Source organism: Microbacterium sp. Be9 (assembly GCF_011754135.1).
GTDB classification, from domain to species: Bacteria; Actinomycetota; Actinomycetes; order Actinomycetales; family Microbacteriaceae; genus Microbacterium; species Microbacterium maritypicum_A.
The window spans coordinates 1,065,152-1,078,218 of the sequence record NZ_WNWT01000006.1 but is presented as its reverse complement, the minus strand read 5'-3'; the positions used below and the strand labels follow the sequence as shown (position 1 = coordinate 1,078,218).

At 67.6% G+C, this 13,067-nt stretch carries 16 protein-coding genes and 2 tRNA genes; 4 read left to right on the top strand and 14 right to left on the bottom strand.

Annotated features, from left to right (window positions below):
* Positions 1-18: 18 nt before the first annotated feature.
* Positions 19-810, bottom strand: coding sequence for an anti-sigma factor (locus tag GLO27_RS16185; RefSeq protein WP_167255719.1), 792 nt, complete (start codon positions 808-810; stop codon positions 19-21).
* A complete protein-coding gene (gene sigK, locus GLO27_RS16180; protein WP_029258697.1) occupies positions 807-1,406 on the bottom strand; it encodes an ECF RNA polymerase sigma factor SigK in 600 nt (199 codons plus the stop codon). The genes GLO27_RS16185 and sigK overlap by 4 nt, the downstream gene beginning before the upstream one ends.
* A 196-nt stretch (positions 1,407-1,602) precedes the next feature.
* Here sigK and GLO27_RS16175 point away from each other — a divergent pair, with 196 nt between their 5' ends.
* Together GLO27_RS16175 and GLO27_RS16170 are read left to right on the top strand one after the other, a co-directional pair.
* Entirely contained in the window at positions 1,603-2,262 is a 660-nt protein-coding gene (locus GLO27_RS16175; RefSeq protein WP_021199109.1) for a fasciclin domain-containing protein, read from the top strand.
* Positions 2,263-2,399: 137 nt separating this feature from the next.
* Positions 2,400-2,472, top strand: a tRNA-Lys gene (locus GLO27_RS16170).
* A gap of 25 nt (positions 2,473-2,497) precedes the next feature.
* Here GLO27_RS16170 and GLO27_RS16165 read toward each other — a convergent pair.
* A complete protein-coding gene (locus GLO27_RS16165; protein ID WP_029267248.1) occupies positions 2,498-2,953 on the bottom strand; it encodes a hypothetical protein in 456 nt (151 codons plus the stop codon).
* A gap of 170 nt (positions 2,954-3,123) precedes the next feature.
* On the opposite strand from GLO27_RS16165, the gene GLO27_RS16160 reads away from it, so the two are divergent.
* Complete coding sequence (locus GLO27_RS16160) at positions 3,124-3,669, top strand: type 1 glutamine amidotransferase domain-containing protein (RefSeq protein ID WP_167255717.1); 546 nt, start codon at positions 3,124-3,126, stop codon at positions 3,667-3,669.
* 15 nt (positions 3,670-3,684) lie between these two features.
* Here GLO27_RS16160 and GLO27_RS16155 read toward each other — a convergent pair whose 3' ends face one another.
* Positions 3,685-4,200 (bottom strand): CGNR zinc finger domain-containing protein, encoded by a 516-nt coding sequence (locus GLO27_RS16155; protein ID WP_029258700.1) that lies wholly within the window; start codon positions 4,198-4,200, stop codon positions 3,685-3,687.
* Positions 4,201-4,225: 25 nt separating this feature from the next.
* On the opposite strand from GLO27_RS16155, the gene GLO27_RS16150 reads away from it, so the two are divergent.
* The gene (locus GLO27_RS16150; protein ID WP_167255715.1) at positions 4,226-4,450 is read left to right on the top strand and encodes a hypothetical protein; all 225 of its coding nucleotides are present in this window, start codon (positions 4,226-4,228) and stop codon (positions 4,448-4,450) included.
* Here GLO27_RS16150 and GLO27_RS16145 read toward each other — a convergent pair.
* From GLO27_RS16145 to GLO27_RS16100, 10 genes are all read right to left on the bottom strand, one after another.
* The gene (locus tag GLO27_RS16145; protein ID WP_167255713.1) at positions 4,431-4,964 is read right to left on the bottom strand and encodes a DUF1697 domain-containing protein; all 534 of its coding nucleotides are present in this window, start codon (positions 4,962-4,964) and stop codon (positions 4,431-4,433) included. The two genes, GLO27_RS16150 and GLO27_RS16145, sit on opposite strands and share 20 nt — an antisense overlap.
* On the bottom strand, positions 4,961-5,542 hold the full coding sequence (locus GLO27_RS16140; RefSeq protein ID WP_167255711.1) for an isochorismatase family protein: 582 nt from the start codon (positions 5,540-5,542) through the stop codon (positions 4,961-4,963). Before GLO27_RS16140 ends, GLO27_RS16145 begins: the two co-directional genes overlap by 4 nt.
* A gap of 67 nt (positions 5,543-5,609) precedes the next feature.
* Positions 5,610-5,682 (bottom strand) — tRNA-Thr (locus GLO27_RS16135).
* 70 nt (positions 5,683-5,752) lie between these two features.
* Positions 5,753-7,306 (bottom strand): alpha/beta hydrolase, encoded by a 1,554-nt coding sequence (locus GLO27_RS16130; protein ID WP_136024973.1) that lies wholly within the window; start codon positions 7,304-7,306, stop codon positions 5,753-5,755.
* A complete protein-coding gene (locus tag GLO27_RS16125; protein WP_136024972.1) occupies positions 7,303-8,460 on the bottom strand; it encodes a DNA polymerase III subunit delta' in 1,158 nt (385 codons plus the stop codon). The genes GLO27_RS16130 and GLO27_RS16125 overlap by 4 nt, the downstream gene beginning before the upstream one ends.
* A gap of 71 nt (positions 8,461-8,531) precedes the next feature.
* The gene (tmk, locus tag GLO27_RS16120) at positions 8,532-9,161 is read right to left on the bottom strand and encodes a dTMP kinase (RefSeq protein ID WP_167255710.1); all 630 of its coding nucleotides are present in this window, start codon (positions 9,159-9,161) and stop codon (positions 8,532-8,534) included.
* Positions 9,158-12,031, bottom strand: a complete 2,874-nt coding sequence (gene topA / locus GLO27_RS16115; protein ID WP_167255708.1) for a type I DNA topoisomerase — start codon at positions 12,029-12,031, stop codon at positions 9,158-9,160. Before topA ends, tmk begins: the two co-directional genes overlap by 4 nt.
* Positions 12,032-12,111: 80 nt before the next feature.
* Entirely contained in the window at positions 12,112-12,438 is a 327-nt protein-coding gene (locus GLO27_RS16110; RefSeq protein ID WP_021199120.1) for a hypothetical protein, read from the bottom strand.
* Positions 12,438-12,833 (bottom strand): TadE family type IV pilus minor pilin, encoded by a 396-nt coding sequence (locus GLO27_RS16105; RefSeq protein ID WP_021199121.1) that lies wholly within the window; start codon positions 12,831-12,833, stop codon positions 12,438-12,440. The genes GLO27_RS16110 and GLO27_RS16105 overlap by 1 nt, the downstream gene beginning before the upstream one ends.
* Positions 12,833-13,030, bottom strand: a complete 198-nt coding sequence (locus tag GLO27_RS16100; RefSeq protein ID WP_021199122.1) for a DUF4244 domain-containing protein — start codon at positions 13,028-13,030, stop codon at positions 12,833-12,835. Before GLO27_RS16100 ends, GLO27_RS16105 begins: the two co-directional genes overlap by 1 nt.
* Positions 13,031-13,067: the final 37 nt, after the last annotated feature.

The window sequence follows — 13,067 nt, the reverse complement described above, 5'->3', positions numbered from 1 at the left end:
ACGCGCGATCAGTGCGGCTCACGCCGTGGGGATGACGATCACCGGATCGGTCGTCGGCTGGCCCGACGGAGATCCGCCGGCCTGCTCCACGGTCACCGCGATCGCGTCACCCGCCTGCATATCACCGGCGAGGAGGGCGGTGGCGTCACCACCGTCCACATCGAACACTCCGGCGGAGACGGGAGCGTCACCGCGCACGAACCACAGCTCATACGTCTGGCCTTCACCCGCACTCGGGAGACCGTCGGCCACGAGCACGGCCTTGCCGGTGGAAGCCGACCAGTGCGCTGTCGCGCTTCCTCCGTCGTCGAGCGTCACCGTCGCCTGCTGGGCGTCGTCGGCTGCTTCGATCTCCTGCAGCGCGATGACACTCGCGGGCGGGTTCAGCTGCTGATTGAGGGCGACCGCGCCGATGCCGACGCCCACCAGCACGGCGAGGCACGCCGCCAGGGCGAAGACGGTGCGGGTCCAGCGACGCTGCTTCTTCGGCTCGGGCTGAGGCTCGGTGTGTGACACGTCGACGACTGTGGGACGTTCCTCGTGCGATGACGAGACGTCGGTGTCGGTCCGCGATCCACCGTTCTGGGGCATGTCCGCGATCTGCGCGAGCAGCGCGGATCGGATGTGTGCGGGAGCGGCGACGGGCTCGACAGGGTCTGCGAGCGACGCGGCCGTCGCGATATCCGCATCCACCGTGTCCTCCCATTCCGGGTGCTCCGCGAGGGCTGAACGGTATCGACGCTCGTCGTCAGCGGAGAGCGAGTGCAGCGCGGCACCTGCCGCGAGTTGCTCGAAGTCCTTCTCGTTCATGCCGTCACCCCCATCGCCGTACGCAGACGGCTGAGTCCGTCTCGCATCCGTGTCTTGATTGTCCCCAGCGGCGCCCCCACGAGGGCCGCGATCTCGTTCTGACTGTAACCGCCGTAATACGCGAGGACGAGTGCTTCGCGCTGAGCTTCCGGAAGCCCCGAAAGCGCCTCGACGACCTTCCCTCCCTCGATCCCCAATTCGACCTGCTCCGCCACACTGTCGTGCGCGACGCCGATGTCCTTGAATCCTGCTCGTACGTCCCGGTCCGCGCTCGATTGCGATGCCCGCACTCGGTCGACGGCCCGGCGATGAGCGATCGTCATGACCCACGCTCGTCCCTGACCTCTGTTCGGAGCGAAGCGGGAAGCGGATTGCCAGATCTCGAGAAAAACCTCCTGGAGCACCTCTTCGCTCTGCGCGCGATTGATAAGGACGCGGAGGATGAGGCCGAACACGCGGGAGGACAGCGTGTCATAGAGCGTGGCGAAGGCAGCCTGATCACCGGAGGCGACGCGGACGAGGAGGTCGGCGACAGCATCCTGCGTCGCTCCGTCCTCGGGAACGTCGAACCCATCGATGACCATCCCCATAAGCATGCCGCATCTCCTCCCCGATCACGTGCAGACGTCACCCGAATGTGAAGGAATCGACCTCGCGAATCGTGCGCTCCGGCGCCGTCGTCGGAGCTGTTCCCAAGATTTCTGAGATTCTTCCCATCCGATCCCGAATGGGCTCCGAACAGCACTCGACGCCACGGAGAGGCCGTGGCTCAGTTTTCTGAAGGAGCTCGACATGTTCAGCACCAAGAAGAAGGTCACCGCGGCAATCACCCTCGGCCTGGCGAGCGCGTTCCTGCTCTCCGCCTGTTCCATGGGCAGCGGCAGCACCTCGGACTCGTCTTCCGAGCCGAAGGCACCGGAGACGTCGGAGTCGACGCCGATGGAGATGGACCCGGCAGCCAACCTGGTCGGCCCCGGCTGCGCGGCGTACGCCGACGCTGTGCCGGACGGCGCGGGTTCCGTCGAGGGAATGTCGCAGGACCCGGTCGCGGTCGCGGCCTCGAACAACCCGCTGCTGACCACGCTGGTCTCGGCGGTGAGCGGACAGCTCAACCCCGACGTCGACCTCGTCGACACCCTGAACGGCAGCGAGTTCACGGTCTTCGCACCGGTCGACGACGCGTTCGCGAAGATCGACCCGGCCACCATCGAGGCCCTCAAGACCGACAGCGCCACGCTGAGCTCGATCCTGACGTACCACGTGGTTCCCGGCCAGATCGACCCGGCCGACATCGACGGCATGCACAAGACCGTGCAGGGCGCCGAGCTCGAGGTCACGGGCAGCGGTGACGACCTGATGGTCAACGACGCCAAGGTGATCTGCGGTGGAGTCAAGACCGCGAACGCGACCGTGTACCTCATCGACACGGTTCTGATGCCCCCGGCTTCCTGAGCCAGGGATCGCCGGGTGGGAGGACGCCCGGCACACGCCCTCTCGGAAGCAGGGGGAGGATCCCGAGAGGGAAAAGGGGCCGTCGGCGGTGCTGTGTCGCCGACGGCCCCTCGTCGTGCGCACTAGACTTTGACGAGGGGCCTCTAGCTCAGTTGGCAGAGCATCGGACTTTTAATCCGCGGGTCGTGGGTTCGAGCCCCACGGGGCCCACCGCAGGTCGCCTCCCGGCGGCCTCTCAGGACTCGCCGCCGGGGGCGCCCGACAACAGCTCCGCTCGGATGTCGGCCACACCGTCCGGCAGCGACTCCCCTTCGAGAGCGAAGACCGGCGCTTCCTGGCTTCCCCCGATGCCGCACACCGCGACGCTGTCCGCACCGTCGAGCGACTTGGGGATGACCACGAACCAGAGCGACGACGACGCGAGCCATTCGGTGGTCGCCATGTCTCCGAAATACGTGGCATCCGGTGCGAGAGCTCGGGTCCTCTCGGTGCAGAGATCGACGAGCGCAGTCGTGGTGAACTCCGTTCCCGTCGCCGGCGGTTCCGTGGTCTCGATCGCCGAGGGGGTCGGGGTGGGCGTGGGTGAAGAGGTCCTCGATGCGGAGGGCGAAGGGCTCGACGCCGGCTCGGGGGCACACCCCGCGAGCAGGATGAGTACCGGGAGGAGGACGAGTGCAGGACGGACGCGCATATCTGGATCGTACTGCCGGGACTCGCGCACCTGTGACGAGCGCTCCGTGGAAGACCGTTCCCCCTTATCACCGGCTCATCACCTCGGCCACCCCCTTCCCTCCTCCCCCGATCCGGGAGATCGTCGAGTCGTCCCCGAATGGCGGACGACTCTCCAGGAAAGGACGGACGATGACTCTCAGCGGCAGCCGCGTGGCATTCCTCGCGACAGACGGATTCGAAGACAGTGAGCTCACGAGTCCCTGGGATGCCGTGACGGCAGAAGGCGCGAGCGCGACCTTGATCGCTCCGGACGGCGCTGCCATCACCGGCAAGAACGGCCATGAGCAAGCCGTCGATCTGCGCGCAACCGAGACCAGTGCGGACGATTTCGACGCGCTGGTACTCCCCGGCGGCGTCGTCAACGCCGATCACCTGCGCATGGACAAGGCTTCGATCGACCTGGCACGAGCATTCTTCGAGCAGCACAAGCCGGTAGGCGTGATCTGCCACGGTGCGTGGATCCTGATCGGAGCCGGTGTCGTCGACGGACGCACGCTCACCAGCTATCCGAGCCTGACCACCGATCTGCGCAACGCCGGAGCGACGTGGGTGGATGAGGAGGTGGTGGTCGATGAGGGCCTGGTCTCCAGCCGCACTCCCGACGACCTGCCGGCTTTCAACGCGAAGCTCGTCGAGGAGATCGGCGAAGGGAAGCACGCCGGACAGACCGCCTGACGGTCAGGCTCAGGCTCAGGCTCGCGCACGGTGCCGACGCACGGCCGCACGGTTCGCGCAGCGCACGGAGCAGAAGCGCTGGCGGCCGTTGCGGGTCACGTCCGCGACGACGTTCGTGCACGGCGTGGCCTGGCATCGGCCGAGCCGGCTCATTCCCCGGGTGACAAGGTGCAGCGACGTGCCGAGGCTGATGATCGCCCGGAGCACGTAGGGCAGGGACGGGACGTCGTCGCGGTAGTGCAGGTGCCACCCCTCGCCGTCGTGGTTGGTCAATCTCGGATAGGCGGCTGCGGCGGCGAGTTGTGCGTTGAGCAGCACCGCCCGCGCGTCGGGGTCGGGTTCATCCACGATCGCCAGCCAGTCGTCGATGACGGCTCTGACCTTCTCGTGGTCGTCGGCGGCGGGCGGGAACGTCTGCGTCATCCCGAGCTCCAGGGTGCGCTCCTCGATCCCTGCGCGGGTCTCCGGCCAGTCGTTGGCCAGCGACGCGGCGAGCAGCACCGCGTACTCGCCGTAAGGGTTGAGATGCATAAGACCATTACATCACGCTGGAAGCATGACCTCACTGAACACGCTTCCGATCCCCCGCGTCCGTCCCGCCGCCGAGACGCACGAGCATGCCTGGCTCGTGGAGTCCCGGCATCCGACGAGCGAGGGCGTCGTGCTCTACGTGCGGTGCACCGCCTGTGACACGCACCGGGTCGACGTGCAGGCGCATTCGCAGATGCCTCCGGCAGCGCTGAGCGGCGAGCTGAGCGGTGTCACGCCGTCAGTTCGATGAGCGTGCGCGTCGTCCGCAGGTTACGCGCCGTTCCGGCCACTCCGAGCGCGCGATCGAGCACCGTCCCGGTGAGCTTCGTGGAGTGCACGCCGCCCGCACCGTAATCGATCCACAGGTCGTCACCGATCAGCGCGATCCGCTCGGTGTCGCGGAGACGCTGCTGCAACGCCTCGATCGCGCCGCCCGAGGGCGCACCCTCCAGGAACATCGCGTGCACGGACTTCACCTCGCCTCCGGGGAACGGCTGTGCGGATTCCGAGGAGACCAGCTGCGCATGAGTGCGGTGGATGACCGGGGTGTCGACGCCGAACTCTTCGTGGATGGCCACGCGGACGGCCGCACACGTGGCAGCCGGATGCTCCGGTGTCCCGCAGATGATGTTGCCGCTCGCGATGTAGGTGGAGACGTCGTTCAGCTCGGTCTCTGCCGTGAGCAGCTCGCGGAGGCGCGCCATCGGCACCCTGTTGCGGCCGCTGACGTTGACCGCCCGCAGGAGCAGGACGCTGCGGCTCACGCGTCGGCGCTCTCGACCAGCTCCGCCCCCGCGTGGACGAGTTCGGCGAGTGCGGCATCACTGGTCTCCGCGGCGACACCGGCGACGAGGTCGGTGAGGATGCGGACCCGCACGCCGTGCGCGATGGCGTCGAGGGCGCTCGCCCTGACGCAGTGATCTGTCGCGAGGCCTACCACGTCCGCGCTGAGCACACCTGCTGCGGTCAGGATCGCACCGACCGTCTCCCCGGCCTCTGTCTGCCCCTCGAACATCGAGTACGCCGGTCTCCCCTGCCCTTTGAGGACGTGGTGCGTCACGGCATCGGTCGCGAGCAGCGGGTCGTACGCCGCCCCCGTGGTCCCCGCGACGCAATGCACAGGCCAGGAGTCGACGTAGTCGGGGGCGTCGGCGAAGTGTCCGCCGTTGTTGCCGTCGGCATCGTGCCAATCCCTCGAGGCGATGATCACCGCGTAGTCGCCCGTGTGGGCGGCGAGGAATGCCGTGACGGCTGCGGCCACCGCATCGCCGCCCGCGACGGCGAGGGCGCCGTCTTCGGTGAAGTCATTCTGCACATCGACGATGAGAAGCGCTCTGCTCATGCTTCGAGGGTACGCGGTGCGGAACGGGAAAGGCCCCGTGATGTTCTTCGCATCACGGGGCCTTCGGAGCCGCTTGTCAGAATCGAACTGACGACCTTTTCATTACGAGTGAAATGCTCTGCCGACTGAGCTAAAGCGGCGTGCGACGCGTGAGCGGCGCGATCACCGATATTACCCTGTCTCGCGCTCACTCGCGAATCGAGACCGCGATCACTCGCAGCGGAGACCGTCTTCCGGCACGACGTCGTCGAGCAGGAACGCCTCGACCGCATCATCGACGCAGGCGTTGCCCTTGTTGTAGCCGGTGTGGCCCTCGCCGACGCGCGTGATGAGGATGCCTTCTTCGAGCTGCTTCGCGAGCGACTCCGACCACTCGTAGGGGGTGGCCGGGTCGTTCGTGGTGCCGATCACGAGGATCGGACCGGCGCCTTCGGCCTTGATCTCACCCCGCGTGCCCGTGGGCGGGTAGGGCCAGACCGCGCAGGAGTCGGGGCCCGTCCAGTACGGCGCGATCGTCGGGGCGCCCTCGGCGATCTTCGCGTTCGTCGCCGCTTCCGCGGCCGGGTCGTCTTCCACCGGGTAGTCCATGCAGTTGTAGGCACGGAACGCCTCGGCGGAGTTGTCGGTGTAGGTGCCGTTCTCTCGGCCGTTGTAGAAGTCGGCGAGGAACAGTGCCGAGGTCGGGTCGCCCTGAAGAGCCTCGTCGAGCGCCTGCGTGAGGTAGCCCCAGCTGTCCTGCGAGTAGAGCGCGGCGATGATGGCCGTCATCAGCGAGTCGGCACCCAGCATGCGGCCGTCTCCGCTTTTCAGAGGCGTGCTGTCGACGCTCGCCAGCAGTGCGCCCAGATCGGCCATCGCCTCGTCCACGGTGCCGTTGAACGGGCATTCCCCCGAGTCGAGGCAGTCCTGCATGTAGGCGCGCAACGCGGATTCGAATCCGAGCGCCTGGGTCGCCCCGACCTCGAGCCCGGGGACGGCCGGATCGATGGCGCCGTCGAGCACCAGGCGGCCTGCCTTCTCGGGGTACAGCTTCGCGTAGGTCGCACCGAGGAACGTGCCGTACGAGTAGCCGAGGTAGTTCAGCTGCTTGTCGCCCAGCACCGCCCGGATCAGGTCCATGTCTCGGGCCGCGTTGACGGTCGTGATGTAGGGCAGGATGCCGTTGCTGTTCGCATCACACGCCTCGGCGAAGGCCTTGTGGGAGTCGAGCAGCTCGGCCTCCCACTCGGCCGTCCCACGGGCAGCGGAAGGAATGCCGTAGAGGTAGTCGTCCATCTGCGTGGCGTCGTAGCACTTCACCGCGGTCGAGTCACCGACTCCGCGCGGATCGAAGCCGATCACATCGAAGTTCTCGATGAGGTCGGCTCCGACCGCGAAGTCGAGGCTGTTGAGGATCAGGTCGACGCCGCTGGCCCCGGGGCCGCCCGGATTCGTCAGCAGCGAACCGACGGGAGTGCCCTCGGCACGGTGCCGGACCACCGAGAGGGTGATCTCACCCTTGCCCGGGTCCTCCCAGTCGAGAGGGGCCGTCACGTCGGTGCAGTCGAAGCCGACGCCGCACTCGGTCCAGGTGAGATCCTGCGAGTAGAAGGGCAGCAGATCCTCCGCGACGCCCTCGGTGTCGGGTTCGCTGGACGTCGCCGGCCGCGAGGACTGTTCGGGAATCATCGCGTACAGGCACCCCGAGAGTGCGACGGATGCGGCTGCGAGCCCTGCGATGATCGCGGCGGCTCGACGCCAGCGGGAAGTCGATCGATTGTTCACGGTTTCCTCCCGCTCGTGATCGTCACGAGCAAGCTTTCCAGGGCGAGCAGAGGAGCGACATTGCGCTCCAACGACTGCCGCGTCTCGGCAAGGTGGTCAAGTACGACAAGAGTACGGGTCTCGGACCAGGCGGAAGCGAGGTCGGACAGCTCGGTGCGCAACTCGCTGTTGATGAGGTCGTCGCCCTGTCCGAACTGCACCATCACGACATCGCGGAACAGCGACTGCAGATCGGTGAGAACACGGTCGATCCCGTCGCGGAGGCTCCGCGTGGCCCGCTTCTTCTGATCGTCTTCGAGTGCGGAGAGCTGCGTGCGCAGCGCCGGCGGCACCGCCTGCCCCTCGGCGATGCCGATGGTACGCAGCAGCGAAGCGCGCTCCTGAGCGTCGCGTTCGGCCGTGAGCGCCTTCGCATCCTCCGTCGCCGCCTGGATGATGCGCCCGGCGACCTCGACGGCATCGCCGACTCCCCTGACGCCGAGGACGGAGCGGAGGGTCTCGTCTCGCCGACGCCGAGCCGCATCGTCGGTGGCCAGTCGCTGAGCCATGCCGATGTGGCGCTGGGCGTGCCGTGCCGCCTGCTCTGCGACGCCCGCATCGACGCCCGTGCGAAGACCGATGAGCCGGGCGACATCGGCGACATCGGGTTCCCGCAACCGCAACGACCGCACGCGCGATCGGATCGTGGGGAGCAGATCGGCCTCGCTCGGCGCGCACAGGATCCACACCGTCTGTTCCGGCGGCTCTTCGAGCGCCTTCAGGAGCACGTTGGAGGTGCGCTCGACCATACGGTCGGCGTCTTCGACCACGATGACCCGATAGCGCCCCGCAGAGGGCGCGAAGTACGAGCGTTCGACCAGACTGCGCGCTTCGGCGATCGTGATGATGACCTTGTCGGTACGCAGTGCTGTGACGTCGGGGTGAGTACCGGCGAGCACCTGCCGCATCGCATTCTCGTCGTCAGGTCGGTCGGCGATCAACGCCGCGGCGAACGCGTACGCGAGGGTGGAGCGCCCAGACCCCGGCGGGCCCGTGATCAACCAGGCGTGCGAGAGCGCGGAAGGATCGGATGCCGCGGCGCGGAGAGTGTCGACGGCGGCATCCTGCCCCCACACATCCGCCCAGGGAAAAGGGGCGGGAACGGTCTGGGGCATGCACTCAGCCTAATCGCGACCACCGACGCCCACCGCACGAGATCGTGGTCGAGCCGACCGGCGAGATCGGCTCAGTCGAGAAGGGCGTCGACTCCCGCACGGATCCGTTCCGCGATGATCTCCGGCGCGGAGGAGGCATCGACGACGAGGAACCGCTCCTCTTCTTCCTCCGCGAGTGTGAGGAAGGCGTCGCGCACGCGTTCGTGGAACTCCGCCTTCTCGGCTTCGAGCCGGTCGAAGGGCTTGTCGGCGGAGTCCAGACGGGTGCGCGCCGCCGCAGGGTCGAGGTCGAGCAGGATCGTGAGGTCCGGAAGCGCGCCTTCCGCCGCCCAGAGCGACAGGTCTCGGATCTCGGCCGCGTCGAGCACGCGGCCGGCACCCTGATACGCCACGGACGAATCGAGGTAGCGGTCCTGCAGCACGATGTCGCCCCGCTCGAGCGCTGGTCGCACGACGGTGGCGACATGGTGAGCCCGATCCGCGGCGTACAGCAGTGCCTCCGCTCGGGGCGCGATGTCGCCCCGATGGTGCAGCACGATGTCTCGGATCAGCTGTCCCACCTCGGAACCCCCGGGTTCACGCGTGCGGACCACCGTGCGTCCGGCTCCTTCGAGCCACTCGGCGAGCAGATTCGACTGCGTGGTCTTCCCCGAGCCGTCGCCGCCCTCGAACGTGATCCATACCCCGTGCCCTGAGGTCACGAGTCCGCCTTCTCCGCCGCCTTCGCTGCCGCATTGGCCGCACGCGTCGCCGCGGCCTTCTTGGCCGCGGCCGAACGAGCGGCGGACGCGGCAGCGGTGGTCTTCTTCGCTGCCGGCTTCTTCGCAGGGGCCTTCTTGGCGGCGGTCGTCTTGGCAGCTGGCTTGGCGGCGGTCTTCTTGGCTGCAGGCTTCTTGGCAGGAGCCTTCTTGGCCGCTCCGCGCTTGGGGGCCGGGCCCTTGGCACGCTTGTCGGCGAGCATCTGGACCGCAACCTCGAAGGTGATGTCGTCGACGGTCTGACCGCGCGGGATCGTCACGTTCGTCTCGCCATCGGTCACATACGCGCCGAAACGGCCGTCGCGGATGCGGATCGGCTTCCCGCTGACAGGGTCGGCCTCGAATTCGGCGAGCGCGCTGGAGGCCCGACGGCCTGCGCCGTACTTCGGCTGCGCGTAGATCTCGAGTGCCTGTTCGAGCGTCACGTCGAAGATCTGCGACTCGGACTCGAGCGAACGCGAGTCGGTGCCCTTCTTCAGGTACGGCCCGAACCTGCCGTTCTGCGCCGTGATCTCGTCGCCGGATTCCGGGTCGACGCCCACGATGCGGGGAAGGCTGAGCAGCTTCAGCGCGGTGTCGAGATCGATCTCGTCGACCGACATCGAGCGGAAGAGCGATGCAGTGCGGGGCTTCGGGGCAGCCTCTTTCTTCGAACCGCGCTTCGGCTTCGGAGCCTCGACGACCTCGCCCGTGGTCTCGTCGACCGCCGCGTCTTCCGACACGGGGTCGTTCTCCTGCACGTACGGCCCGAACCGGCCGTCCTTCACCACGATGATCTTGCCGTTCTCGGGGTTCTCCCCCAGCACGCGGTCGCCGGCGACGGGAGCGTCGATGAGCTCCTGAGCCTTCTCAGCGGTCAGCTCGTCGGGTGCGAGGTCTTCCGGCACGTTGACGATGCGCGGCTTGGCCTCGGGGTTCGCGGGGTCGGCCACTTCGAGATACGGGCCGTACTTGCCGAAGCGAAGTGTGGCCGTGTCGGTGATGCGCGTGGAGTTCAGTGCACGAGCGTCGATCTCACCGAGGTTGTCGACGACCTGGCGCAGACCCACGTGGTTGTCGGATCCGAAGTAGAAGGACTTGAGCCACTCGACCCGGTTCTGCTCGCCGCGGGCGATCGTGTCGAGGTCGTCTTCGAGCGCAGCCGTGAAGTCGTAGTCGACGAGTTCGGCGAAGTGCTCTTCGAGCAGGCGCACGACACTGAACGCGAGCCAGGTCGGCACGAGGGCCTGCCCACGTTTGACCGCGTACCCACGATCGAGGATCGTCTCGGGGATCGAGGCGAACGTCGAGGGGCGACCGATGCCCTTCTCCTCGAGCACCTTCACGAGCGAAGCCTCGGTGTATCGCGGCTTCGGGGTGGTGCGGTGCCCCTTGGCCTCCGCATCCGACACCGCGAGCTGATCGCCGACCGCGACAGCGGGGAGCGACTGGTTCTCCGCGGCGTCCGCGTCGCCGCGCTTCTCATCGCGACCCTCTTCGTACGCCTCCAGGAAGCCCTTGAAGGTGTACACGGTCCCGGAGGCCGTGAACTCGGCCTTCTTGCCCGCGGCGTCGACGGCGATCGTGACCGTGGTGGTCTCGTACTTGGCGTCGGCCATCTGGCTGGCGACGGTGCGCTTCCAGATGAGGTCGTAGAGGCGCTGCTCGTCGCGGTCGAGTTCCGACGACAGCGAGGCCGGCGTGCGGAAGTTGTCACCGGACGGACGGATGGCCTCGTGGGCCTCCTGCGCGTTCTTGCTCTTGGACTTGTACACCCGGGGCTTCAGCGGTACCGCGGCGTCGCCGTAGAGGGCCACCGCCTGGCTCCGCGCCGCCTGCACCGCCTGGGTGCTCAGCGACGTGGAGTCGGTACGCATATAGGTGATGTAGCCCTTCTCGTACAGGCGCTGGGCGACACCCATCGCCTGCTTCGCGCCCATCGAGAGCTTGCGCCCGGCTTCCTGCTGCATCGTGGATGTCGTGAAGGGAGCGTAGGGGCTGCGGGTGCCGGGCTTCGCCTCGACCTTGGTGACGGTGCCGGCGCCCACGGCGTCGACGGCCTTCGCCAGGGCAGACGCTGCGGCCTCATCGAGGATGACGACGGCCTTCTTGAGCTTGCCGTCGTCATCGAAGTCGCTACCGCGAGCGAGCTGGCCACCGTCGACGCGCACCAGACGGATCTTGAACGAGGTGCCGGTCGCGGCAGCCGCCGCATCGACGTCCCAGTACTCGGCGGAGGTGAACGCCATGCGCTCGCGCTCCCGGTCGACGATCAGGCGGGTCGCAGCGGACTGCACGCGTCCGGCCGAGATGCCTGTCTTCACCTTGTACCAGAGCACGGGCGAGACGTCCCAGCCGTACAGACGGTCGAGGATGCGTCGGGTCTCCTGTGCATCGACGAGGTCGTGGTCGAGTTCGCGTGTGTTGCCGACTGCGGCCTGGATCGCATCCTTGGTGATCTCGTGGAACACCATCCGCTTCACGGGCACCTTGGGCTTGAGGGTCTCGAGCAGATGCCAGGCGATCGCCTCGCCCTCGCGGTCCTCATCAGTGGCGAGCAGGAGTTCGTCGGCGCTTTTCAGCGCGCGCTTGAGTTCGGCGACCGTCTTGGTCTTCCGATCGGAGACGACGTAGTACGGGTCGAATCCGTTGTCGATGTCGATGGAGTACTTCCCGTAGGCCTGCTTGTCCGCAGCCGGGATGTCCTTCTTGTCAGCGAGGTCGCGGATGTGGCCGACGGAGCTGAGCACCTCGTAGCCGTCGCCGAGGTATCCCTGAATAGACCGCATCTTCGTCGGGGACTCGACGATGACGAGCTTCTTGCCTTCAGCCAAGGGTGCGTCCTTTCTTCGAAGCACACCATACACACCACTGTGCGGGGTCGTTCACAGTGAGCGAGGTCGCGCTGCCGTCGCTATCCCTCGGGTGGCCCGGCACGGGCTCGGGAGACGGCTGCGAGTCCAGCGTACGCCGCTTGCACCTCCACGGTCGCCACGAAGCCCCTGAGGACGCATCCGGTGAGCACGGCATCCGACGCCCGCGCGACCCTCGCTCCGAGTTCACAGGGCTGCTCGTCGGTCGGCACGGCACCACTCGCGGCGTCCGCGACGGCGAGCGCCGCGGCATCAGCGGCACCTGCCGCCCTCTGTGCCGTCACCGCGGCCCCGCCGACAGCGGCGAGGCCGAGGGACAGCGTCGCCGCGACGGCGAGAACTCCCGCCGCGAGCGCCGAACCTGCCATCAGAGTCCCCCGTCGAGCGCGCAACTCCTGGCACGAAGAGGCAGACGGAGCACCGATCCGACGGAAACGTCGAGCGACGCGCTGACGCAGACGAGGTCGCCCGAGAGCGAGGATGTCATCCCCGCTCCCGGGACTGCGGACTGCACCACGCGTTTCGCAGTGCCCTGTTCTTCGCCGCGTCCGAGCAGGCGCGCCGCGTCGGCAGAGGCATCCTGCAGCGCCACCTGGCGGGATGCCGTGCCGAGAGCTCCCGCGCCGAGCAGGAACACCAGCACCACCGCGGGAAGAGCGAGGGCCAACTCCGCCGAGACGGATCCGCGGTCGCCCGCGTGTCGCGGCGCCGGCGACACCTCGCCGACGCCACGGGCGTTCCGGGATCGTCTCGTGATCTTCATCACGACACCGTCAGCGCCCGGCGCACGAGATCGGTGAGAATGCCACGCACTTCGTCCGATCGCATGATGACGACGAGGAGTCCTGCGAAAGCCACAGCAGCCATCGTCGTGATCGCGTACTCGGCCGTGGCGGCTCCGGTGTCGTCGCCGAACAACGCCTCGGCGCGCCGTCGATCCAGCAGGGGAATGTTCTTCATCTGTTCCTTCTTTCTGTGGGATGCAGGGCATCGGGGC